Here is a 23,042-nt window from a genome sequence, read left to right as displayed (position 1 = left end):
AATTAGAAAAAAGTATCGAGCTTATTTAATTTACATTTAACAAACATTTTTTACTTCATTTTTCGCTTTAAGTTTCATTTTCTCATTTAGGATTTCTAAAAAACGTTCAAACTTTTATCTTTGATACAAAAATTAAGAAGTTTTGAAGAAACGCATAGCTATTTTCGCCTCTGGTTCGGGCTCTAATGCCCAAAAAATCATGGAATATTTCAAAAAAAGTAATGATGCAGAAGTTGCTATTGTTTTAACCAATAATCCTGATGCTTACGTACTGCAAAGAGCAGATAACTTTGAAATTCCGTCTCATGTTTTTGATAGAAAAGAATTTAGAGAGACCGATGACGTGGTACAATTACTCAAAAACTTACAAATAGATTTAATTGTACTTGCGGGCTTTTTATGGTTGGTTCCTGAAAACTTATTAAAAGCATTCCCTAATAAAATCATCAATATACATCCATCATTATTACCTAAATACGGTGGTAAAGGTATGTATGGAGATAAAGTGCATTTAGCTGTTCTAGAAAATAAAGAGCTAGAATCTGGCATTACCATCCATTTTGTAAACGAGCATTTTGACGAAGGAGAAGTTATACAACAAGCGAGGTTTAAAATTGAAGCCACAGACGATTTAGAAATGATAAAGTTTAAAGGGCAGCAGTTAGAACATCAACACTTCCCTAAAGTTATTGAGGGCTTAATCAAAAAGATGAAAACCATTTAAGATTTTGGGGCTGTTCTTAGCTTATCGCTATCCCAGCCGCTATCTCTTTCTAAAATTCCTTCGTCTTTAATATCCCGTAAAATAAGCTCTTCTAACTCGGTTATTTTTTCTTTCGCTACGCTGATGTAAGATTTGCTATCATGCCTGTGTTTGATTAAATCTGCCAGAACACGCTCATCATGCTTTAAAAAAGTACGGGCCGCCCTGTGTGTTTGATAAGCTCTAAAACCAATCATTTGTAAAGCATCGGCACCTAAACGCAAAGAAGAATCAAGCGTTTCACGATAAATAAAATCCACACCAGACTCCATCAAATCAAAAGAATCATTACGATCATACGCTCTAGACAATATTTTCAGATGAGGGAAATTCTTCTTTACCATAGCTACCATTTCTAAACATTGTTGTGGTGTATCCATCGCAATGATAATGATTTTAGCGGTTTCTGCTCCTGCGGCTTTCATTAAATCAAACCTCGATGCATCACCATAATAAACCTTATAGCCAAATCTTCTTAATAGCTCTACCCTATCAGAATCGTTATCTAATACTGTTGCAGATACACCGTTGGCCCTTAAAAAACGACCAACAATATTACCATACCTGCCAAAGCCTGCAATAATAACCGGGTTTTTATCATGAATTTCATCAGCCCTACGGTTTGATTTTTCTTTGGTGAAATACTTAGGTAAGATAAGCCTTTCATTCACCACAAAGAATAGCGGTGTAAGCGCCATACTAAGCGCAACTACTGCAATTAATAAATCTATATCTCCGGCACTAATTAAGGCATACTGACCAGCAAAAGAAAAAAGTACAAAAGCAAATTCACCCATTTGCGCTAAAGAAACTGCAAAGAGCATATTCTGGTCGCCTTTTAAACCGAAAGATTTTCCTAGCACATACAAGATAATACCTTTTAAGAACATCAAACCTAAAACCAAGGCAATTACTAACAGAAAATTATCTTTTACTAAGCCAAAATCTATGGTAGACCCAACAGATATAAAGAATAAGCCTAATAATAAACCTTTAAAAGGATCTATATCGCTTTCCAATTCATGCCTAAACTCGCTATTTGCTAATACAACACCTGCTAAAAAAGTCCCTAAAGCAGGACTTAGACCTACTACAATCATCAATTCTGCAATTAAGAAAACAAGCAAAAGTGCTGTTGCCATAAATAACTCTCTTTGTCTGGTTTTGGCCACCCATCTAAAAACCGGACCCACTACATATTTACCTGCCACAATAATGATTGCAATAGCGCCTAAAACAATTAAAGTTTGTTGCCAGCCTGAGAAGTTTCCAATCAAACTTGCACTTTGATTATCAACCACCTCTGTTGCTAAAATTGGAAAAACAGCCAATAAGGGAATAACAGCAATATCTTGACATAACAATACTGCAAATGCGGAATTCCCGGATGAAGTTTTGAGTAAACTTTTCTCGTTTAAAGTTTGCATCACTATTGCTGTTGATGATAAAGAAAGCGTTGCGCCAATAGCTAAAGCCGCTTGCCAACTCTGTCCTAAAAAATATGCCGCAAGACTAATTGCAATGGTTGTACCCAAAACCTGCATCCCACCTAAACCTATAACCAACTTACGCATGCGCCATAAAAGGTTAGGCTCTAACTCTAAACCTATCACAAAAAGCATCATGACCACGCCAAATTCAGACACATGCATAATGTCTTTCCCTTCTTCGCCCACAAAACCTAAAACAAACGGACCAATAGCAACGCCAGCTAGTAAATAGCCTAAAATAGTTCCCAAGCCTAGGCGCTTAGCTATATTAACGCCTATAACTGCCGAAGCTAAATAAACAATTGCCTGAAATAGAAAAGATTTATCCATAACTATAGCGAGTAAGGTTTGTCAATTAAGTTATTCATATAAGCAGCACTTACCAAATCATCCTCTAGAAATAAATCATCTCTTAAGCCTGTAATGATTTGTTGATAATCTTGAGCAAATTGCTGCATTTCAACATCAGTTAGACGATGCGTACCATGAATAATGAAAGGCGGATAATAAGTCATTTTACATAAAAAAGCAGTTTGGTCTAATGGATATAAAAGCTCTGGAATGGTATAACGATTATGACCTTCTTTTTGATAAGCTTCAAAAGTACCGCCAGTAGTTATAGCATTAAACAGCTTTTTATTTCTCAGTTGAGTACCCTCTTTGCCATAAGCCCATCCATATTCTAATACTAAATCTAGCCACTGCTTTAAAAGCGGAGGCATGCTATACCAGTAAAAGGGGTGCTGTAGCACAATAATATCATGCTTGGCTAATAATTTTTGTTCTTTTTTGATATCGATGTCAAAATCTGGGTAAAGTTCATACAAATCATGAAAAGTAACTTGCTTTAAACCTTTTACTGCTTTTACCAAATATTGGTTTACCCGAGATTTCTCATAAACCGGATGTGCAAATATGATAAGTACCGAAGCCATGAGGGAAAATTAATAAAAATTGCCGATTAGTTACCGAATTCTTTATATTTGATAAGAAACAATGATTTAATCTACCATGATTTATTCTCTTCAAAACGTTTTTTTTGCATCAACAAATGCACCTATGTTTTTAGGGAGTAGCTCATCATGTGTTTCTTCTTCGCAATTTCATTCTTCTAAAGACTTTATCATTTAAGCCCCAACTTAAACAATTCACAAGGGGCCCCATTAAACTGCTTGTTTTACTAATTCTTAAGTTTATAATGATGATTCTTTTTGCAATTATTACTGTTTCTAACCATAAAGCTAAAATCATAGCTATTAGAAACTTATTACTATTTAATTTCTTGCTACTTTCTTCAAATAAAGCCTTTATTTCTTAAGCCCCATAGATATTTTATGGGGCGGTATAAATTATCAAATAGTTTATATGGTTTTTGTATAATGATAAAATACCTCCTCATTTAAGGTGGTAAGCATTTATTATTTGAACCATGTTTTATAACATAGAAAATAAAGACATGACAAAAGAACAATTAATATTAGGTTTAAAAGAACATCAATTACTAGAAAAACATTTCAAAACCTCAGTACTTTCTGATTTTAACAGAAAAAAACTCATGGAAGAGCTTAAGCATGCAAGTATTATTAAAACAGGCAACCTTCCAGAAAACGTTATTGGTTTATACGCTCAAGTAGTTATTGAGGATTTAACAAGTAAGAAAACCTTTTCTTTTCAGATTGTTCCTGTAGAAGAAGCCAATATGAAAGAAAATAAAATATCAGTATTTAGCCCTATGGCGATAGCGGTATTAGGCTATCAGGAAGGTGTAAAAGTAAGCTGGGAAATGCCTAGCGGGATACAAAATTTCATCATTAAAAGGGTTGCTCAACCCTAAGCAAACATTAGTAACTATTGCTGGCTTTTGAAAAGCTAGCAATAGTTTTTATTCAAAACCATCCCTCTTAAGAAATAAGCTAATTTATTGTTAATAATTTGCTTATCTTGAAGCATCATTTTATACTTAATAGATTTTCGCTATATCCTTATCAGAAATATAGATGAAAATTATCATGCCTATACCTTTAATTTAGAGTTCAGAAAAAATTATATATCATACATAAATATTATTGTAATGGAAGAGAAAAAAGATTTAAAAACAACCTTAGCTGATGTTAATGAAGGCGGCGCAGCAAAATGCCCTTTCTCTAGCGGAGCACTTAGAAAAAGTGCAGGCGGTGGTACCAGAAACAGCGACTGGTGGCCAAATCAATTAAAGTTAAATATTCTTCGTCAGCACTCTAATTTGTCTGACCCTATGGATAAGGATTTTAATTATGCCGAAGAATTTAAATCTTTAGACCTTAACGCTGTTAAGCAAGATATATATGAGTTAATGACTACCTCGCAAGACTGGTGGCCGGCAGATTACGGTCATTACGGTCCGTTTTTTATTCGTATGGCATGGCATAGTGCCGGTACTTATCGTATTGCCGACGGAAGAGGTGGTGCAGGAGCAGGAACACAACGTTTTGCGCCTTTAAACAGTTGGCCAGATAATGCCAACTTAGATAAAGCAAGATTATTACTTTGGCCTATCAAACAAAAATATGGCAAGAAACTTTCTTGGGCAGATTTAATGATTTTAGCAGGTAACTGTGCGCTAGAATCTATGGGTTTCAAAACTTTTGGTTTTGGTGGTGGCCGTGATGATGTTTGGGAACCAGAAGAAGATATTTATTGGGGTTCTGAGGCAGAGTGGTTAGGCGATAAGCGTTATAGTGGCGACCGTCATTTAGAAAACCCTCTTGCTGCTGTACAAATGGGTTTAATTTATGTTAACCCAGAAGGACCAAATGGTAACCCAGACCCACTAGCTTCTGCTCGTGATATTCGTGAAACTTTTGCCCGTATGGCGATGAACGACGAAGAAACAGTTGCTTTAATAGCTGGTGGACATACCTTTGGTAAAACACACGGCGCTGCCGACCCTAGCAAATATGTGGGTAAAGAACCTGCAGGAGCCGGGATAGAAGAGCAAAGCCAAGGCTGGAAAAACACTTACGGCACTGGAAACGGTGAAGATACCATTACCAGCGGATTAGAAGGTGCGTGGACAACTACGCCTACAAAATGGAGTAATAATTACTTTGAAAATCTTTTTGGTTTTGAGTGGGAATTAACTAAAAGCCCTGCCGGAGCACACCAATGGAGACCAAAAAATGGCGCTGGCGAAGGTACTGTACCTGATGCACATAACTCAGCTAAAAAACATGCTCCGTTTATGCTAACTACAGATTTAGCTTTAAGGATAGACCCAGCTTACGAAAAAATATCAAGACGTTTTTACGAAAACCCTGATGAATTTGCAGATGCTTTTGCAAGAGCATGGTTTAAATTAACGCACCGCGATATGGGACCAAAATCTCGTTATTTAGGTCCAGAAGTACCTGCGGAAGAATTAATTTGGCAAGATCCAGTTCCGGCTGTAACACATAAATTAATAGATAGCCAAGATATTGCTGCTTTAAAAGCAAGTATACTAGCATCAGGATTAAGCGTCTCAGAATTGGTATCTACAGCTTGGGCTTCTGCTTCTACTTTCAGAGGTTCTGATAAACGTGGTGGCGCTAATGGTGCTCGTATACGTTTAACGCCTCAGAAATATTGGGAAGTTAACAATCCTTCTCAATTAGCTAAAGTGTTAGATAAATTAGAGCTAATACAAAGAGACTTTAATGCAGCTCAAACTGATGGAAAATTAGTTTCTCTTGCTGATTTAATTGTACTGGGTGGATGTGCAGGTATTGAGCAAGCTGCGAAAAATGCTGGCTTCCATGTTGAAGTACCTTTCACTCCTGGTCGTACAGATGCTTCTCAAGAACAAACAGATGTTGATTCTTTTGCAGTTTTAGAGCCACATGCTGATGGTTTCCGCAACTATTTAAAAACACATCATACCGCTTCACCAGAAGAGTTATTGGTAGATAAAGCACAACTTTTAACACTTACTACACCAGAAATGACTGCTTTAGTTGGTGGTTTACGTGTATTAAACGCAAACTTTGATGGTTCTAAACATGGTGTATTTACCAACCGTACAGCAGTATTATCTAATGATTTCTTTGTGAATTTATTAGACTTTGGCACCACATGGCAAGCTACAGCAGATGCTAAAAATGTATTTGAAGGTAGAGACCGTAAAACTGGCGCTGTAAAATGGACAGGTACAAGAGTAGACTTAATTTTTGGTTCTAATTCTGAATTAAGAGCTATTGCAGAAGTTTATGGATGTGCAGACGGACAAGAAAAATTTGTAAAAGACTTTGTTGCCGCTTGGAACAAAGTAATGAATCTTGACCGTTTTGAATTAGCTTAATTTAAGCCAATCAGTATATATGTTTAGGTGGTTTAGTTTTTCTAAACCACCTTTTTTATTTTTAGTTTGTTGTAGGAGCAGCAGCTTTTTTAGCATCCGCAACAGCTTTTCTTTCTTGTTGCCAAGCTTTATATTTTGCTTCACCAATAGCCGCAATGATTTTTTCTTTTCGTTCAGCACTCAATACTTTAAGTTTAGCTTTTTGGTCTTCTTCAGAAATTTGCTCTTTTTTTACTTCACGTACTTTCTGATCTATTTCTTTTGAAATTGCTTTCACCTGAACAATATCTGCGTCAGTTAAACCCGATTTAGCAAAAATTTCTTGTTCTTCTTTAGCTCTAGCTTCCTTAAGAGCAGCTGCTTGTTCTTTGGACATAGCAGGTTTAGCTTCTTGAGCTTGTACCGCACAAACTATTGTTAAGGCAAAAATTACACTTAAAAAGATTCTTTTCATTTGTTTTAATTTTAGGATTTATATTAATTATTAGTGTAATTTATAAAAATTTATTTAACTATTTGAATAATCTCTACCTCAATGATGCTGAGCTTACCTTTTGCATTTGCATCATTTCTTGCTATACCATCATCCAACTTTTTACCTCCCATTTCTGCTGCAATCTGGCTATCATCTTTACCAGAGTTCTCCCGCATTAACCTAATAGTTAGTGTTTTGCCTTTTACAGGTTTGCAAATAGCTTTAAAATAGCCTAAACTTTTTTGGGTATTGCCCTCAAAAACCACTTGATCATCAACCTTTATTTGAAGTGGATAAATCCTAGTTCTGAAATTATTAAGCTTAAGATTAAGCTCATTTACTACTGAAGCTTCTTTAAATGTATAAGTAATCCAAGCGGTAGCTAAATTACCATCGTTAGACCAATCGCTTAATTCATTATCATCTATACTTGCAAAAGAGACATCTTGATTTGCACCTGCTTTAATAGACTTAATTTCTAAAGTTTTTCCAGACACTTGATAAGATGGACTTAATGGTGTTGGCCCTCTTTTTAATAGAGGCTTTAAACCATCAGCTGGCATTTCTTTTGACAAACCGCCTTCTACCTTAACCGGGATAGAACTAAATTCTAGTAAGGCACTTTGTAAACCTGCTGCTTTTGCGGTTAACATTATCTTACCAGCGTTGGTGGTAGAGCGAATTAAAACTCGGTTTACACCACACTCAACCGGTAAATTCTTGGCTAAAATATAATTATCAGCGCCCTGTGCTAAACCACCTCGCCACTCGGCTTCGCCTTCCAAACTAAAATTAATCATGTTTAAAGCCGTAGGACAACGGTTTCCTGCTTGATCAATAACCTCAACTTCTGCCAAAACTAAATCTGCGCCATCGGCTTTAAAGCCAACGGGATTCATCATCTTACTTAAACGCAAAGCATAAGGCTCGCCAGCAGTTTTTATTTCTTTTTGAGCTAATATTTTACCGGCTGCATCGTAACTAATAGCTTTTATGACACCAGGTTCCCAAGCAATATTCTTAAAAGTGAATAAGAAATTATGGCTGCGCTCTCCATAACCTTTTGATTTACCATTGATGAATAGCTCAGTTTTTTCTCCGGAAGCAATAACATATATGTTTTTAACCGTTCCTTTTTGATAATTCCAATGCCCAATAATATGTACCCGATGATTTTCTACATCAACCCAGCCATCCCACATCACTTGGTGGGCGTAAAAACCATCTTTAGCAATTCTAAGTGCATCAACCTCGCCGCTTCTTCGGTAATTTTCTTCCCCTCTGAAGTGGGTATTAGAATCAGAGAAAATGATGTTTACACCGCCAGAACTTACACGTTTTCCGGTACCAGGTCTTTCTCGCCAATAATCAAACCACCTGATAACGTTTTCTATGGCATGAGAATCTTGGTTTCTGTTATACTCTCTGGCTGGCATATTTTTGTAAAGAGGCCCATCGCCATCTTTATGAAAAGGCGGACTAAATTCATCCCAATATTTTCTTAAGCCTTCGTCCCTAGAATATTCTGTTGCCCATAAAGGTATATCAGCACTTTTGTTGATGTATAACATCTCGCCACCATACTCTGCCACTTTGCTGTCTAGCATTTCCCTAGAACCTATCGCTCTTCCTCCGTGTGGGTCGTACTTTTCTTTTAATGCTTTCATTTCAAGCATGTGTGCCTCACTAATCCCATCGTTACCACTCTCGTAAAAGAAAATACTTGGTGCATTTCTGTTATAGATTATGGCATCTTGCATCACCTGAACACGCTGCTGCCATCTTACGCCTTGTACATCGGCTTCAGCATCGCCAGCAGGCATAGCTTGTATTAAGCCAACTCTATCACAAGATTCAATATCTTGTTTCCAAGGGGCAATATGCATCCATCTAACCAAATTAGCATTGCTTTCTACCATCAAGCCATTGCTGTAATCACTTAACCAAGGCGCTACAGAAAGCCCTAAAGCGGGCCACTCATTACTGGTGCGTTGAGCATAGCCTTTCATCATCAAAACTCTATCGTTAAGGTAAACCATGCCATTTTGGTATTCTACCTTTCTAAAACCGGTTTTGGTAGCCACTTCATCTATCAGCTGGCCGTTTATTTTTAATTTGGTATTGATGGTGTATAAATATCCGTAACCCCAACTCCAAAAATTAACATCTGTTAAAGCAGCTTGAGCCTTAATTTCTTTAGTTTCTCCGGCCTTAATGGCTACTTTACCTCCATGGATTAGTTTAATGATTTTCCCTTCTATATCTTTTACTTCAACTTCATAATCAAATATTTTATCTTCCTGATATTCATTTTTAACCTCAGTTTGGGCTACTAAAGTCATTCTCTTCTTAGCTATATTAAAATTTTGCCCATAAATGTATGGTCCTGTAGTTTGTAAAGAAGAGAATAAAGGCAAAGTTTGATAAAGCTTGCTAGTAACGTGTAGCCAAACATTTTTAGTGATACCACCGTAATTGGCATTAAAGTTTTTATCGCTCCACTGGTATTTGGTTTTTGTAGCTCGCTCTCTGTAATCCCAGGCATTATCTATCCTTACGGCAATAATATTTTCTTCACCGGGTTTTATAACATCGCTAATATCAAAACCAAAAGCTGTGATACCATTTTCATGAAAGCCAATATGTTTACCGTTTACATAAAAATCTCCGGCTTGCCTAATACCTTCAAATTCTAAAAAAACTTTATTTCCTTTAGCTGATGCTGGTATAACAAAGTGCTTTCTATACCAAACTATCCCTGTTGGATGCTCATGAATAGGTAGTTTAAAAGCGGCATCTTCATTCCAAGCACTTGGCAATGTAACTGCTTTCCAATCTTTATCGTTAAAATCTGGTGATTGTGCTTCTGCTACATCTCCAACAAAAAGTTTCCATGCAGCATTAAAATTGTATTTAGCTCTTTCTTGGGTTTGCGCCTGAATACTTGTACAAAATACACTTAAAAATGTAAACCCAAGAAAAAGGCTAAAATAGCGGTATCTATATTTTCTCATAAAATGGTTGTGTGCTCTGTTAAGAGGCGTTTATTTAATTAGGCTTTATTTAATCAAATTTAAATTTTTATTGATAGAAATAGTGAAAACACAAAATTAAAGCATAAAAAAAGAGCATTGCTGCCCTTTAGAATGATTTCATGAATCCTAAATATCGATTAAAACCTAACTCCCTGCAAAAGGAGACCCAAATATACCTACTGCTAATTCTACCCAAATTAAAAAGAAACCAAGTAGAATAACTCCCAACACCATTAACCTCTGCGGATTGGTTTTTATTTTTCTGATAACTAATTCGATTAATAAACCTGTACCAGTCAATAATATCCCCATAAGGATAAAATCGAACAAAGACCAATCTACTTCTGAAGTAAATTGCATAGCGATGAATGGAATAAGCAATATTGCACCCACTACCCCTAAAATGATGATTAAGCTTTTCATTTTCATAATCTTAAAATTTTATTTTTTTATTGATATTTCTATTGCAGAAGTTGCTCTATCGCTTTTATATGTTTGATAAATGCTTCTTTACCTTTTTCTGTTGCAGTGTAATTGGTATTAGGTTTACGGTCTACAAAGGCTTTCTCATAGCTTACATAACCACATTTCTCTAAAGATTTTAAATGGCTAGCTAAGTTACCATCGGTAACATCTAGAAGCTCTTTCAAGGAAGTATAATCTATATAGTCGTTTACAACCAAGGCAGACATAATTCCTAACCGAATTCTGTTTTCAAATGCTTTGTCTAAATCTTTTAAGACTTCCTTCACTATTTGTATTTCTTTTGGACAATTAAACCATAAATAACTTGGATAACTCCAAAACCTAAAGCCCACAGCAAAAGGCTATATGCTATAAATTGCATAGCTATTAAACCTAGAATAATCTCAAACAAACCTAAATTTCTGAGCTCTGGCCATGTGTATTTACTCGCATTGATAAGTGCTAAGCCATAAAAAACAAGTGTTAAAGCTGGCAAAAACCCAATAAAACCCTTAAATAAAAGCAATAAACATAGCAAACCACCAGTAAGTAAAGGAATAGCTAAATTAACCAGCAATCTTTTACTTTGCTGATCCCAAACTTTTTGACTTTGCTTGATAGCTTTTTGCGTAGTGAAGAAAATAGCCGAGCCAATAGACAGGCCTAGCGTTACCACAGCAATAAGTAATAAATAAAATAAGTTTGTAGCATCTATACTTACAGCTTGTTCTATTAACCAGTTTTGTTTTTGGAAAACGATAAGATATGCCGCTGTAAGCCCAGCCAATGCTATTAAACCCGTAGAAACACCAGACAAGCCACTTAAAGAAATAAACCTTGTTGAGCGGTTCATGATTTCCTTAATTTCTTTGATATCTTCTAGATATTTTTCTTTCATTTAAAAGTACTTTGAAATACAAAGTAAAATATAAATATTCATATCTGCAATTATTTATTGCTTATTTTTTTGTGGATGTTTTTTAAAACTTAAAACTCTCTCTCCCCAAACTCGCTACTAGGTAGTTTTAACTTTTTGGTTAAAGGGTTTAGGTTAAAGCTTAGGTTAATCATGAAGATATCTTTCTCATGAATGTAATTGGTTGTGGTAAAGAAATCTCTACCGCGGGTAGTGATGCGTTGTTCGTTGCTATTAATCATCCCTAAACTCATGTTTTGCCAAAGTAGGCTAGCTGTTAACCTACCATTTAAAAAGCTTTGCTTTACAGATGAATTAGGCACTATAAATCTAGAATCCTCGCCTTGGGCAGTTGGTCGTTCTGATAAATAATTAAGGTTAAACTGTATGCTGGTATTTTTTCCTGCACTAAAACTATGGTTGGTATTGATAGAATAGGCCAAACCAGAATTATTTACAGCTACTGTATTATTAAACAGCGCCCCTTTTATTTGGTAATCGTAAATATTTACGCCAACATAGGCCGACCACCATTTTATAGGTTTCACATTCAGCCCTGTTTCTATCCCCCAAAGGCTAGCATCGCCAGCATTGGTATAAATTCTGTTTAAAACAGTATCAGCATACACACTATTCACGCGGTTTACCACATTGCTAATTTGCTGGTTGTATAAAGTAGCAAAAACAGAGCCTTTAGTAAAATCTTTTATCAAACCTAACTCTGTTAAATTGATAAACTCTGGAAGGATAGTAGGGTCGCCCTGTTCTAATGTTTCAGAATGTTCTCTCTCTGCATAAGGGTTTAACTCGTTATTGGTAGACCTTTGCACCCTTCTACTAAAACCACCTTTTAATTTATAGCCTTTATCAAACGTGTAAAGTAAGTTTAGAGATGGAAAAAGGTTAGACAAATTTAAATCGATAGGGTTTGCAATTTTATTGGCTTTAAAACTACGTGTGGCATACTCGTAACGTAAACCGCCGGTATATTCTAATTTACCTGCTTTTGCTGCGTATTGCGTGTAAAAAGCATTGATGTTGTTGACGACATTGATATCATCACTAAACTCGGGCACAGTGGTAAATCTGCCTGTTCCTAAAATAGCTTCTTGGTATAAGAAACTACCTGTTTGCTCTTGATACCTTAACTGATAACCACTTTCTAATTTCCCTTTACCTAGGTTAATAGCATAATCTAATTTCAACCTTACCGCATTTAAAGGACTGGTTCCTGTATTTAAAACGTACTGTATGGTATCGGTATCATCATTAATATTGAGGTTGTTGTTTTTGGTGAAGCCTTCAAGTTTGGCATGCTCATACAAACCAGATAAAGTTAAGGTTGATTTATTTTTGAAGCTATGTGTATAATCTAGGTTACCTAAAACAAAATTCCCTTGCCTAAGCACCAAATTGGCATTATAATAAGCTAACTCATTGATGATATTTCCTGTATTGATATCTGTAGTACGATTATTATAATTGATATCAGCCTGCCTAAATTGTTTCCTTTGGCCAGCATAAAAACCAGCATTAAAAGTATTTGCTTTATCAGGAGTATAGGTTAAAGACGCTCTTGCTGAGTAATTGGTTCTATCAAAACTACGCTCTCCGGTTGATGGGAATGACGTAAACCTATTCCCGATAGTTGTATTTACATCTCCTACCCTTTTACCAGCCAAATCATTTTGCTGATAACTGCCTCCAAAAGATAATTCCCATTCATTCTTTTGATAGTTGATGGTTGCATCGGCGCCGTATCTTTTGGGTGTTTCTTTATTATCGTAATTACTAACGCTGGGCAATCCTCCATTTACGTTCACTACATAAGATAAACCATCGCCCGCACCTCTTTTGGTGGTGATATTGATGATACCAGATTTACCATCGGCATCATATTTAGCAGATGGCGCCGTAATAATTTCTATATTTTCTATGGCATTTGCTGGAATTTGATTCAGCAATGTTGCGGCATCTGTCTGTACAGGCTTGCCATTTAATAAAATAAGAAAACCGGTTGAGCCTCTTAATCTGATATCTCCCTCACCATTAACTGTAATAGATGGCATATTTCTAATCACATCTATAGCTGTGCCTCCTTTAGCAGATTCAAATTGGTCTGCCTTAAAAACCTGCTTATCTATTTTATTGATAGGGTTGTTGCGGTTACTTTCTATTTTTACCTCGCTAAGTAATTGCGCTGTACCTTTAAGTAAGATGATGCCGAAATCTATAGTTTTATCAGCTTCAAGCTTGATGTTATTAATGCTTTTTGATTGATAGCCGATGAAGTCTATTTTAAGGTTATATACACCAGCTTTTAAGCCTGTGATGTTAAAAGCGCCTTTTTCATCGCTAATTTTACCGTTTACAACTTTAGCATCAGCAGCACTAAACACACCAATACTGGCATATTCTATAGGTGTTTTAGTTAAGGAATCTAAAACCCGACCTTTAATTTGATATTGAGCAAAACTGGTAGAAACAAGTCCTAGAAATAGTACTAACGCAAATATTTTCTTTTTCATTTTTTAAAATTGGGTAAAGATAAAGATTCCCCTCTACTGTAAGGTATTAAAGTCATGACAGGTAATTAGCATTCAAACGCTATGGGATTGAAGAACATCAATTGTTTAAAATACATGATGTAAATTTCCAGAAGTTTAAGCTTAAAAACGGATGAAAATGAATCAAATGAGAGGTGGAACGAGCTCATGGAGTTAATTTCACAAGTGATAAATATATTGAAATAGATTATTTAGAAAACAAAAAAGCCTCCCAGGCAATATTGAGAAACTTTAGAATTCATTGGTTTGAAAGTTGAGTCGGGGCGGCATGACCTTACTAGCGCAAGTCTTAGCGGGCTAGACAGAGCAAAAGCCCGACTTGTGCTTGTATCACTGTAATACATCTATTTCTATTAAACCCCTAAGATGGCACTGAATAGAAATTGTTAAACTTATACTTTGGACTCATTTTTATTTAGTGCTTTTATTGCATAAGCACAAGTCAGGCTCTCGCTCTTTACCCCTACTCGTTAAGACTTGCGCCAGTGAGGGTTGTCGAGTAACTTATTGGTTATCATCCCGTTTGCTTGGTAAATTTAAAAATTTTTACAGGTTAAATCAAAAATATCAAAAGCGTTAGATATAATATCTACTCTTGGTAATGATATCTGGTTCCTTTTCCTTCGCCGGTTTTCAGCACCAAACCCTCATTAACAAGGTAAGCCATATCTTTTTTCAGGGTATTTCTTGAATGACCTTGTAAAGCTTCTTCTATCTCGCTTATCTGTACCTTTTTCTGTTTCTTCACAAATTCAAGTACAGATTGCTGTCTATCGTTCAACTCTTTTGATAGCTTGCTGTAAATCTGATATTTGGCTTCCAATCGCCTGATGAGTGTCACCAAACAATCCAAAAAGAATAATACCCATTGGTCTATCCTTTCATCTGGGTTATACCGGTTCTTCTGACCTTCCATCAAGGCTCTATAGTAGTCGTCTTTACGTTCTTCTATGATATGTTCAAAAGATACATATTGCGTAAATTCATAGCCTTGCTGCATCAACAACAACGTGGTCATCAAACGGGATAACCGGCCATTGCCATTCTGGTAAGGGTGAATGGACAAAAACTCATACACAAAAGCTGCTGTAATCATCACGGGATGCATATCTGCTTTTTCAAACCGTTCATTTACCCATCTCAGCAATTCTTCCATTTCTTTTGCAGTCATAGCTGGTTCTGTAGTCCTGAAGATTGTTCGCTGTGTACCGTCGGGATAATTGGCAACCACCTGGTTGGAAAGTGCTTTATATTTCCCTTTATGGCTCTGATCTTTTCCGCTATGCTTCAATAAGATACCATGTAGCTGATGAATATATCTTTCCGTAAGTTCTAAATCCTGATAATTTTCAAGTATAATCTGCAAGGTATCATAATAGCCAACAACCTCCTGCTGTTCACGTGTAGTAAGTTTTGTAATTTTTACGGATTTCAACAATTTCTCTACTTCGGCATCTGTTAAGGTTGCTCCTTCTATACGGGTAGACGATCCAATACTTTCTATAGTTGCTATCTTCCTAAGCTCTTTAAGATGTTTGCTGTTTTTTAATTCAATAGCCTGCCAATTGCCTTTAAAGCTATCTATGATGCTCAGCTGCTTCATGATCTGCTGAAAAGCAGCACCACCAAATTCTAACTTCTTATCCATGTCTTTATTTTTTGGATATATCCAAAATGTATCCAAATGTATCCATATTTTTTGGACTTTATATATTTTAAGTTCTGACTCTACACTATAGACATATCCAAAACGTATCCAAATTTATCCATAATAAAGATTGCAGACTAGGGTAGAGTTAAGTGCTATTAAATTCATCAAATGCAACAGACTTTTTTAATGCGATTTCACTTCTCGTTTTATTAACAACAATTCTTACATAAATTGCTGCTTTCCCATTTTTACCTCGATTTGCCCGAAGGACGAAGTGAATTCAGAAGGTGTTGCTTGTTCTCATTAGTTTAATTTTTAGTGATACATTGATTGTTTTGAACTTATTTATCAAAACTGCTCGCATGAAAACCAAAAAAGTGATTCATATGAATACATTTGAATCTAAGTATAATACTCTCAATTACCAGAATATCAATACGTTAAACCCTTTCTGGTGAACAAGTATAAATTATAAATCTGTTCACCTTTTTGTTCACAAGACAGGTAGATTAAATGGATCAAGCGTAAAAGTTGGGGAGGATTACAGATTTGATTATTTTTGTAGAAAATCAATGTTTTGGATTCTACCTTACTATCATTAATCTTACCCGAAGGTCTTAGCGAATACTTTGAACTGGACAAAGTAGAGACTGTATCGGATTCTTATTACATCTATCTTAAAGAAAGGAATATACAACCCAAAGAGTTCACCGCTCAAAAGTTAATTTCTAAGGGTTTTTTCGAAGAGATTTCTGTCAGAGACTTTCCCTTACGCGGAAAACCTTGTTTTTTAAAGCTTAAAAGGCGGAAATGGATGATCGTAGAGACAGGAGAAATCGTATTTAGAGATTGGAATTTGGTAGCAGAAGGGACAAAAATGACTCAGGAGTTTGCCTTTTTTTTTGAGAGACTATTTGGATTCAAGCCCAATAAGCTGTAAAACACTTGGAAGATTCTTTGGAGTTGAGGGTAAACGACTGCAAGAACAGTATGTAAGCCATTTGAGTGACTTTATGAGTTGGGATCAAGCTGAACATGCTCAGGACTGGTTGCTTTTTCCAGACAACCTTGGTGAATATCTATCTATTGATGAGACCAGCCTTTCACAAGGGGAACTATATACCATTGTTACCAATAAAGCAGCAAAAGGCAAAAAAGGTGCTTTGGTTGCTATTGTAAAAGGCACAGAAAGTGAAACGGTTATAAAAGTTCTGTGCCGTATAAAAGAATGGGCGAGAAAAAAGGTAAAAGAGGTCACTCTTGATCTAGCTCCCACCATGGCTAAGATCGTACGAAGGAGCTTTCCAAAAGCAAAGCTTGTCTCCGATAGATTCCATGTGCAACAGCTAGCCAGCGAAGCTGTTCAGGAAATCAGGATAAAACATAGATGGGATGCTATTGAACAGGAAAACAAGGAAATGGATCTTGCTAAAGAAATAAAGAAGCCTTGGATTCCAGAATTATTAGAAAATGGAGATACCTTAAAGCAATTATTGGCAAGGAGCAGGTATTTACTGTTTAAGAAAGAGGTGAATTGGACATCGTCCCAAAATCATAGAGCAGAACTGTTGTTTAAACGATATCCAGATTTAAAGAAAGCCTATGAAATCTCCCAGGAGTTGTCCTCTATATTTAGCCGTTCAAAAGACAGAAGAATAGCTTTCAAAAAGTTGGCAATATGGTATAATAAGATAGAAAAACTAGGTTATAAACCCTTCAATACCATAGCTAGAACCATTCAGAACAATTATGAAACCATATTGAACTATTTTGATAACAGAAGCACAAATGCATCCGCAGAATCTTTCAATGCCAAGATAAAAGCTTTCCGATCGCAGTTCAGAGGCGTAAGAAATGTGAAGTTCTTCCTCTTTAGACTAGCTAAAATATACGCTTAATGTCTCCTCCCCAACTTTTACGCTTGATCCCTTTAGACTAGCTAAAATATACGCTTAATGTCTCCTCCCCAACTTTTACGCTTGATCCGATTAAATCGTATTCAGGTAGACTATTTAGAAAACAAAAAAGCCTCTAAACATGATATTTAGAGGCTTTTGAACTCATTTGTACTGAGTTGAGTCGGGGTGGCAGGATTCGAACCTACGACCTCCACATCCCAAATGTGGCGCGATACCGGGCTACGCTACACCCCGATGAGGGTTTTTGATAACAACTTTAGAACCCGTGTCTTTTTTCTAAAGTGGCACAAATGTAGGTTTTAATTATATCTCCTGCAAATTAAAATTAAAAAATACTGTAAACTTATTCATAAACAGCACTTTATTTTTAAATAAGCCTATTTGTACTTTTAATTATAGCAATTCTGGCTTTATTTTATCTTTAAAACTCTTCAAAAGCTTAACCAGCTTGGGCTCTATAACGGCCATGCAATAAGGCTGATTTCTATTTCTGATAAAATATTGATGATGATAATCTTCTGCTACATAAAATACTGAAGCCAAACTAACTTCTGTTACAATTTTATCTGTATAAACTTCTTCTTCATTAATTTTAGCAATAACCTGATGAGCTATTTCTGCTTGCTGCGCATCTTCATAAAAAATTACAGAGCGGTATTGTGTACCAACATCAGCACCTTGCCTATTTAAAGTTGTTGGATTATGTGTATAAAAAAACACGTACAACAATTCTTCTAAGCTTAACACTTCATCATCATAAGTAATTTGAATAACCTCTGCATGCCCTGTAGCACCACTACAAACCTGCTCATAGCTTGGGTTTTCTCGCTCTCCGCCCATATAGCCAGGTTTTACATCTGTGATTCCGTTTATAGCGATAAACACGGCCTCGGTACACCAAAAGCACCCTCCGCCCAATGTTATTATTCTTGTCATTTTTGTTTTTAACTTATTTCTGTTCAATAAAAATACTTTTTTTCATAGCTACTACTAGACTTAACAAGTAATTCATTAAAATGTTCCTTACATACTTTATGTGATAAGCCATTATTTGAATGAATAAATGATAATTGTATGAGCTGCTACAAATAGCATCATGAGTTTAGTGATGATAAATAAGGAGCTTTTTACAACTATTTTAGGAAGCTGTTTAGAAGATAATCGCTATTTTCGGATTTTAGTTTAAAGATATGGTTATTGTTATACAGTGTAAAGATAGAATTGGATTGGTTGCTTTGATATCGGGCGTATTGGCCAAACATAGCATCAATATCTTATCTATGAGGGAGTTTGTAGACACTTCAGCAAGTGTATTTTTCGCTCGCTTAGTAGTTGATGCTCATGAGCATGCAGCTGATTTACAGGAAGCTTTAAAAATTGTACTTCCGGAGGATGCAAGTATAAAAGTTAATCCAAATCCTGTTAAGAAAGTTATCTTACTGGTTACCAAAGAATACCATTGCTTAAGCGATATCCTTATCAGAAATCATTTTAAAACTTTAGGCGCTAGTGTTGAAGCCGTTATCGGAAATCATCCAGATTTAGCAAATATTTGCCAAAGGTTTGAGGTTCCTTTTCATTTCATCAATCATGAAGGGAAAGACAAATTGGCTTTTGAGGAAGAAATTAAACAGCAAATTCATCAATACCATTTTGATTATCTGATTTTAGCTAAATTCATGCGTATCCTATCGCCAACTTTTATAGCTGATTTTCCAGACCGTATCATCAATATCCACCATTCTTTTTTACCTGCTTTTATAGGAGCTAGCCCATACCGACAAGCTTTTAATAGAGGTGTGAAACTGATAGGCGCTACCGCACATTTTGTAACCAACCAATTAGATGAAGGACCAATCATTGCCCAACAAACCATTCCTGTAAACCATACATTTAGCGTGGCAGACATGGTTAAAGCCGGAAAAGAAATAGAAAAAGCTGTTTTAATTAAAGCTATTCAGCTAGTTTTTGACGACCGAGTTTTTGTTTTAGACAATAAAACGGTTGTTTTTGATTAGATAGAAAAGGACATAAAGCGCCCATTTTAATAACTTTTGTAGAAATTAAGTAGGCTAACAAATGGTAAAATTGCTAGATACAAACGGCAACTACTTAAACAAAGCTAGTAAAAAGGCAAACCAACTTACTTGTGGTTCATCAGCAATTTCAAAGCGTTCATCTATCAATAAAGAAAAATCTAATAATTCCTTTCTCATGGCTAATTAATCTATTTATTCCAAAATAGCAATTTTTATACCAAAAACCAAAATGGTATATATTTTATTTTGAATAAAAAAAGAGGCTGTCTTAAAATCACAATTTTCTGTTAAACTAAGCATAAACAAATTCTCTTCTAATCCTTCGACTCCGCTCAGGATGACAATGAGTGTACGATAACTTTGGTAGACAAAAGTGACTTTAAGACTGCCTATCTTAAGATATTTAAATAATTATTTCTGCTTTACGGCATCGTGTATAGCTTGTGCAGAATCTAAATGTATTTTTAGCTTAGGTAATATTTTACCTGCAAAAGCACTCACTTCTACATCGTTACTGGTAGCCGCTTCTTCAAAAAGGTTAACACCTTCTTTATGGTCATCAACCATCATGTCCATATAAGCTTTATCAAAATCAGCACCTTTTTTGTTTTTTAAATCATCTATCATTTTCTGATGATCTTCTCCCATGGTTTGCGGAAGCGTTACATTTTTAGATTGAGCTAAAGTCATCAGCTCGGTATTGGCTGCGGTATGGTCTGCAACCATCATTTGCGCAAAGCTTTTAACACGTGGATGATTAGCGTTAGCTTGGGCTAGTTTGCCTAGTTCAACTTCCATCATACCTCCGCTAGCGGCTTCTACCATAAACTCTGCGGGGTCGTCTTGTTGGTTGGTGAGTGTAGAATCGTTAACAGCTTCTGCACTGTCTACACTGTCTTGACTAGATTGTTGATTATTGCATGCCTGCAAAGCGATACCTGCTGCAAGTACACTTGCTAAATAAAATGATTTTTTCATGGTGATGTGTTTTTTAAATTTAGCACAACAACCCAAAAACCAGACCAAATATTTTTTGCTTATTTAACCAAATAAATCGCTACTTAAGTAGCGGTCTCCCCTATCACAAGCTATAAATACGATAGTACCACTTTCTAACTCGGCAGCAAGTTTTAAAGCAGCATAGCAAGCGCCTCCAGAGCTCATTCCGGCAAATATGCCTTCTACTTTAGCTAATTTCCTGGTGGTTAAGGTAGCATTTTCTTGAGAAACATCTATCACCCTATCCACCCTTTCTGGGTTAAATATCTTAGGCAAATACGCCTCTGGCCATCTTCTAATACCCGGTATAGAAGAACCTTCGGTAGGTTGGCAACCTACAATTTGTATATCAGGATTTTGTTCTTTAAGATACATGGATGTGCCCATAATGGTTCCGGTTGTACCCATAGAACTTACAAAATGTGTCACATGATGCTGCGTATCACGCCAAATTTCTGGCCCGGTACTTTTATAATGCGCTAAGTAATTATCCGCGTTAGCGAACTGGTTTAAAAGCAAGTAATCGCCACTAGCTCCTTTTTCCTCCGCATAATCTCTACACTTTTCTATATCCTCTAGTAAAACTACTTTAGCACCCAAAGCTTCCATGGTTAAAGTACGCTCTCTGGTAGAATTTGCAGGCATCACCAATTCAATTTCAATATCAAATAACCTCGCAATCATGGCTAAGGCTATTCCTGTATTACCACTTGTAGCTTCTACCAAACGCATACCCGGTTTAATATCGCCACGCTCCACCGCACTTTTAATCATATTGAGGGCAGCCCTATCTTTTACGCTTCCGCCAGGGTTATTACCTTCTAATTTGGCATATATTTTAACGTTCGAGTTTGGGTTTAAACGCTGAATTTCTACTAAAGGGGTATTACCAACTAAATCTATAATGCCTGCCATAATTAAAACTTCGACTTACTTTTTTCTGCTACTTGTACCGATGATAAATGATAAACAATAGAGTTTTCTGGAACACTTTTGGTAAGCCAAACATTACCTCCAATGATACTATTTTTACCTATTACCGTTTCGCCACCTAAAATGGTTGCGCCAGAATAAATCACCACATGGTCTTCTACTGTTGGATGCCTTTTGATACCCGCCATGTGTTTTTCTACACTTAAAGCACCAAGAGTAATACCTTGATACAATTTAACATGGTTTCCAATAATGGCTGTTTCACCAATAACGATGCCTGTACCGTGGTCTATGTATAAATAATCTCCTATTTCTGCACCAGGGTGAATATCAATACCTGTTTTAGAATGTGCATATTCTGTTAAAATACGAGGAATAAGCGGCGTTTTTAATTTTAACAAGAGGTTTGCAATTCTGTAAAATGAGATAGCGATAAAACCTGGATAAGTTCTAATCACCTCAAATTCGTTATTAGCAGCAGGGTCTCCGGCTAACATAGCAGAAACATCTGTTTGCAAAGTTTGGTAAAGTTTAGGAATGCTATTGATGAAGGTTTGAGCAATTTCCTCATTATTGCATTCTTTGCAAGCTTGAGTGGCATTAAGCAAACTTAATAGCTCGGTTTCCAATTCATCAAATGATACTTTTACATCAGCTTCCTGAGCGAAAGAAAAATTGGTGTATTGTGGAAACAATAAACTGATAAGCTTAATAGCCCAATGGGCAATATCAGAATTTGGCGGTACATTTTCTGTTTGCTGATGCTTGTTAAAAATGTATTGATAAAAGGAATTATCCATTTGTATAATCGCTGGGTTTGATTTACAATTTTATGGATTTTTATGTTTAATCTATGTAAAAAAGCCTAAGTTTTATAACTGTGTTGATACAATAATAATTAATCGTAATGAAACCTACATTTAACTATTAAAATTTCATCATCTTGTACTTGGTATATCAACCTATGCTCATCATTTATTCTTCTAGACCAATATCCTTTATATTTAAATTTCAATGGTTCTGGCTTACCTAAACCGTGAAAAGGTGTTCTTGATATATCTTTTAATAAATCGTTAATTTTTGATAATAACTTTTTATCAACTTTTTGCCAGTACAGATAATCTTCCCAAGACTCATCTACAAAAATGTATTTCATGATTCAATTAAATCCTTTTGGAAAGACTGCCTATTTTCTATCTTTTCAATGGCATTATCTAAACGTTTCTCATTTATCCTAGAACTTAATTCATGTTTAGTAGCCAGTAAAGAATTATACTCATCTAAAGACATGATAACAACACCATTATCTTTACCTCTGTTGATAATTAAAGTCTCAAAGTTTTTAGAAACCTTATCGAAATAATTTTTAATGTCTTTCCTAAAATCGGAGATAGTGGTAGTTAACATATTTTGTACAATTAGATGTACAAATATATGACTATTCTATATTATATTTTTTAATTTTTTTATAAGTA

General features: G+C 35.7%; 22 protein-coding genes and 1 tRNA gene. 6 read left to right on the top strand and 17 right to left on the bottom strand.

Annotated elements, in window-relative coordinates; all coding sequences use genetic code 11:
- The first annotated feature begins 142 nt into the window (after positions 1 to 142).
- The gene (gene purN, locus FYC62_RS16810) at positions 143 to 724 is read left to right on the top strand and encodes a phosphoribosylglycinamide formyltransferase (protein WP_149075780.1); all 582 of its coding nucleotides are present in this window, start codon (positions 143 to 145) and stop codon (positions 722 to 724) included.
- Here the strand turns inward: purN and FYC62_RS16805 are convergent.
- Positions 721 to 2,583 carry a monovalent cation:proton antiporter-2 (CPA2) family protein gene (locus tag FYC62_RS16805; protein ID WP_149075779.1) on the bottom strand — a complete coding sequence of 621 codons (1,863 nt, stop codon included), beginning with the start codon at positions 2,581 to 2,583 and terminating at the stop codon, positions 721 to 723. The two genes, purN and FYC62_RS16805, sit on opposite strands and share 4 nt — an antisense overlap.
- A gap of 2 nt (positions 2,584 to 2,585) precedes the next feature.
- Positions 2,586 to 3,188 (bottom strand): glutathione-regulated potassium-efflux system oxidoreductase KefF, encoded by a 603-nt coding sequence (kefF, locus tag FYC62_RS16800; RefSeq protein WP_149075778.1) that lies wholly within the window; start codon positions 3,186 to 3,188, stop codon positions 2,586 to 2,588.
- Between the two features lie 521 nt (positions 3,189 to 3,709).
- Here kefF and FYC62_RS16795 point away from each other — a divergent pair.
- Both FYC62_RS16795 and katG read left to right on the top strand, forming a co-directional pair.
- Positions 3,710 to 4,087: a GreA/GreB family elongation factor gene (locus FYC62_RS16795; protein WP_039448414.1), complete on the top strand. Its 378-nt coding sequence runs from the start codon at positions 3,710 to 3,712 to the stop codon at positions 4,085 to 4,087.
- A gap of 237 nt (positions 4,088 to 4,324) precedes the next feature.
- Complete coding sequence (gene katG / locus FYC62_RS16790; protein ID WP_149075777.1) at positions 4,325 to 6,568, top strand: catalase/peroxidase HPI; 2,244 nt, start codon at positions 4,325 to 4,327, stop codon at positions 6,566 to 6,568.
- 61 nt (positions 6,569 to 6,629) lie between these two features.
- Here the strand turns inward: katG and FYC62_RS16785 are convergent, their stop codons facing one another.
- The 8 genes from FYC62_RS16785 to FYC62_RS18230 form a co-directional block, all read right to left on the bottom strand.
- On the bottom strand, positions 6,630 to 7,022 hold the full coding sequence (locus FYC62_RS16785; protein ID WP_149075776.1) for a hypothetical protein: 393 nt from the start codon (positions 7,020 to 7,022) through the stop codon (positions 6,630 to 6,632).
- Between the two features lie 50 nt (positions 7,023 to 7,072).
- A complete protein-coding gene (locus tag FYC62_RS16780; protein WP_149075775.1) occupies positions 7,073 to 10,057 on the bottom strand; it encodes a glycoside hydrolase family 2 protein in 2,985 nt (994 codons plus the stop codon).
- Between the two features lie 165 nt (positions 10,058 to 10,222).
- Positions 10,223 to 10,507, bottom strand: coding sequence for a hypothetical protein (locus tag FYC62_RS16775; RefSeq protein ID WP_149075774.1), 285 nt, complete (start codon positions 10,505 to 10,507; stop codon positions 10,223 to 10,225).
- 32 nt (positions 10,508 to 10,539) lie between these two features.
- Positions 10,540 to 10,830, bottom strand: coding sequence for a winged helix-turn-helix domain-containing protein (locus tag FYC62_RS16770; protein WP_149075773.1), 291 nt, complete (start codon positions 10,828 to 10,830; stop codon positions 10,540 to 10,542).
- Positions 10,830 to 11,441, bottom strand: coding sequence for a hypothetical protein (locus tag FYC62_RS16765; protein ID WP_149075772.1), 612 nt, complete (start codon positions 11,439 to 11,441; stop codon positions 10,830 to 10,832). The genes FYC62_RS16770 and FYC62_RS16765 overlap by 1 nt, the downstream gene beginning before the upstream one ends.
- Before the next feature lie 89 nt (positions 11,442 to 11,530).
- On the bottom strand, positions 11,531 to 13,987 hold the full coding sequence (locus FYC62_RS16760) for a TonB-dependent receptor domain-containing protein (protein WP_149075771.1): 2,457 nt from the start codon (positions 13,985 to 13,987) through the stop codon (positions 11,531 to 11,533).
- A gap of 628 nt (positions 13,988 to 14,615) precedes the next feature.
- Entirely contained in the window at positions 14,616 to 15,674 is a 1,059-nt protein-coding gene (locus FYC62_RS16755) for a Fic family protein (protein WP_149075770.1), read from the bottom strand.
- Positions 15,675 to 15,822: 148 nt separating this feature from the next.
- Positions 15,823 to 15,957, bottom strand: coding sequence for an Arm DNA-binding domain-containing protein (locus FYC62_RS18230; protein WP_149075953.1), 135 nt, complete (start codon positions 15,955 to 15,957; stop codon positions 15,823 to 15,825).
- Positions 15,958 to 16,254: 297 nt separating this feature from the next.
- Here FYC62_RS18230 and FYC62_RS16745 point away from each other — a divergent pair, with 297 nt between their 5' ends.
- Together FYC62_RS16745 and FYC62_RS16740 are read left to right on the top strand one after the other, a co-directional pair.
- Positions 16,255 to 16,617, top strand: a complete 363-nt coding sequence (locus FYC62_RS16745; protein WP_039455242.1) for an ISAon1 family transposase N-terminal region protein — start codon at positions 16,255 to 16,257, stop codon at positions 16,615 to 16,617.
- The gene (locus tag FYC62_RS16740; protein ID WP_449406385.1) at positions 16,568 to 17,575 is read left to right on the top strand and encodes an ISAon1 family transposase; all 1,008 of its coding nucleotides are present in this window, start codon (positions 16,568 to 16,570) and stop codon (positions 17,573 to 17,575) included. Before FYC62_RS16745 ends, FYC62_RS16740 begins: the two co-directional genes overlap by 50 nt.
- Before the next feature lie 181 nt (positions 17,576 to 17,756).
- Here the strand turns inward: FYC62_RS16740 and FYC62_RS16735 are convergent.
- Both FYC62_RS16735 and msrA read right to left on the bottom strand, forming a co-directional pair.
- Positions 17,757 to 17,830: transfer RNA gene (locus FYC62_RS16735), tRNA-Pro, on the bottom strand.
- Positions 17,831 to 17,989: 159 nt separating this feature from the next.
- A complete protein-coding gene (msrA, locus tag FYC62_RS16730) occupies positions 17,990 to 18,532 on the bottom strand; it encodes a peptide-methionine (S)-S-oxide reductase MsrA (protein ID WP_039448284.1) in 543 nt (180 codons plus the stop codon).
- A gap of 254 nt (positions 18,533 to 18,786) precedes the next feature.
- Between msrA and purU the strand changes: the two genes are divergently transcribed.
- Complete coding sequence (purU, locus tag FYC62_RS16725; RefSeq protein ID WP_039448282.1) at positions 18,787 to 19,614, top strand: formyltetrahydrofolate deformylase; 828 nt, start codon at positions 18,787 to 18,789, stop codon at positions 19,612 to 19,614.
- A gap of 432 nt (positions 19,615 to 20,046) precedes the next feature.
- Here purU and FYC62_RS16720 read toward each other — a convergent pair whose 3' ends face one another.
- The 5 genes from FYC62_RS16720 to FYC62_RS16700 all read right to left on the bottom strand — a co-directional run bounded on the left by FYC62_RS16720 (position 20,047) and on the right by FYC62_RS16700 (position 22,974).
- Complete coding sequence (locus FYC62_RS16720) at positions 20,047 to 20,613, bottom strand: DUF4142 domain-containing protein (RefSeq protein ID WP_149075768.1); 567 nt, start codon at positions 20,611 to 20,613, stop codon at positions 20,047 to 20,049.
- Between the two features lie 63 nt (positions 20,614 to 20,676).
- Positions 20,677 to 21,549, bottom strand: a complete 873-nt coding sequence (cysM, locus tag FYC62_RS16715) for a cysteine synthase CysM (RefSeq protein WP_149075767.1) — start codon at positions 21,547 to 21,549, stop codon at positions 20,677 to 20,679.
- Between the two features lie 2 nt (positions 21,550 to 21,551).
- Entirely contained in the window at positions 21,552 to 22,367 is an 816-nt protein-coding gene (gene epsC, locus FYC62_RS16710; RefSeq protein WP_149075766.1) for a serine O-acetyltransferase EpsC, read from the bottom strand.
- A 98-nt stretch (positions 22,368 to 22,465) separates the two neighbouring features.
- On the bottom strand, positions 22,466 to 22,723 hold the full coding sequence (locus FYC62_RS16705) for a Txe/YoeB family addiction module toxin (protein ID WP_039448271.1): 258 nt from the start codon (positions 22,721 to 22,723) through the stop codon (positions 22,466 to 22,468).
- Positions 22,720 to 22,974: a type II toxin-antitoxin system Phd/YefM family antitoxin gene (locus tag FYC62_RS16700; protein ID WP_026903980.1), complete on the bottom strand. Its 255-nt coding sequence runs from the start codon at positions 22,972 to 22,974 to the stop codon at positions 22,720 to 22,722. Before FYC62_RS16700 ends, FYC62_RS16705 begins: the two co-directional genes overlap by 4 nt.
- Between the last annotated feature and the right edge of the window lie 68 nt (positions 22,975 to 23,042).

This window comes from Pedobacter aquae, assembly GCF_008195825.1.
Classification (GTDB): domain Bacteria; phylum Bacteroidota; class Bacteroidia; order Sphingobacteriales; family Sphingobacteriaceae; genus Pseudopedobacter; species Pseudopedobacter aquae.
Note: the sequence above shows the minus strand (reverse complement) of the source record. Positions and strands in the feature narration are given on the sequence as shown.

Excerpts from the sequence above, each read along its gene's own strand:
- FYC62_RS16720 (WP_149075768.1), bottom strand. The coding sequence starts at position 20,613 with ATGAAAAAATCATTTTATTTAGCAAGTGTACTTGCAGCAGGTATCGCT.
- FYC62_RS16755 (WP_149075770.1), bottom strand. The coding sequence starts at position 15,674 with ATGGATAAGAAGTTAGAATTTGGTGGTGCTGCTTTTCAGCAGATCATG.
- katG (WP_149075777.1), top strand. The coding sequence starts at position 4,325 with ATGGAAGAGAAAAAAGATTTAAAAACAACCTTAGCTGATGTTAATGAA.
- FYC62_RS16805 (WP_149075779.1), bottom strand. The coding sequence starts at position 2,583 with ATGGATAAATCTTTTCTATTTCAGGCAATTGTTTATTTAGCTTCGGCA.
- cysM (WP_149075767.1), bottom strand. The coding sequence starts at position 21,549 with ATGGCAGGCATTATAGATTTAGTTGGTAATACCCCTTTAGTAGAAATT.
- FYC62_RS16705 (WP_039448271.1), bottom strand. The coding sequence starts at position 22,723 with ATGAAATACATTTTTGTAGATGAGTCTTGGGAAGATTATCTGTACTGG.
- FYC62_RS16700 (WP_026903980.1), bottom strand. The coding sequence starts at position 22,974 with ATGTTAACTACCACTATCTCCGATTTTAGGAAAGACATTAAAAATTAT.
- FYC62_RS16765 (WP_149075772.1), bottom strand. The coding sequence starts at position 11,441 with ATGAAAGAAAAATATCTAGAAGATATCAAAGAAATTAAGGAAATCATG.
- FYC62_RS16795 (WP_039448414.1), top strand. The coding sequence starts at position 3,710 with ATGACAAAAGAACAATTAATATTAGGTTTAAAAGAACATCAATTACTA.
- purU (WP_039448282.1), top strand. The coding sequence starts at position 18,787 with ATGGTTATTGTTATACAGTGTAAAGATAGAATTGGATTGGTTGCTTTG.
- FYC62_RS16780 (WP_149075775.1), bottom strand. The coding sequence starts at position 10,057 with ATGAGAAAATATAGATACCGCTATTTTAGCCTTTTTCTTGGGTTTACA.
- FYC62_RS16760 (WP_149075771.1), bottom strand. The coding sequence starts at position 13,987 with ATGAAAAAGAAAATATTTGCGTTAGTACTATTTCTAGGACTTGTTTCT.
- kefF (WP_149075778.1), bottom strand. The coding sequence starts at position 3,188 with ATGGCTTCGGTACTTATCATATTTGCACATCCGGTTTATGAGAAATCT.
- msrA (WP_039448284.1), bottom strand. The coding sequence starts at position 18,532 with ATGACAAGAATAATAACATTGGGCGGAGGGTGCTTTTGGTGTACCGAG.
- epsC (WP_149075766.1), bottom strand. The coding sequence starts at position 22,367 with ATGGATAATTCCTTTTATCAATACATTTTTAACAAGCATCAGCAAACA.
- FYC62_RS16775 (WP_149075774.1), bottom strand. The coding sequence starts at position 10,507 with ATGAAAATGAAAAGCTTAATCATCATTTTAGGGGTAGTGGGTGCAATA.
- FYC62_RS16785 (WP_149075776.1), bottom strand. The coding sequence starts at position 7,022 with ATGAAAAGAATCTTTTTAAGTGTAATTTTTGCCTTAACAATAGTTTGT.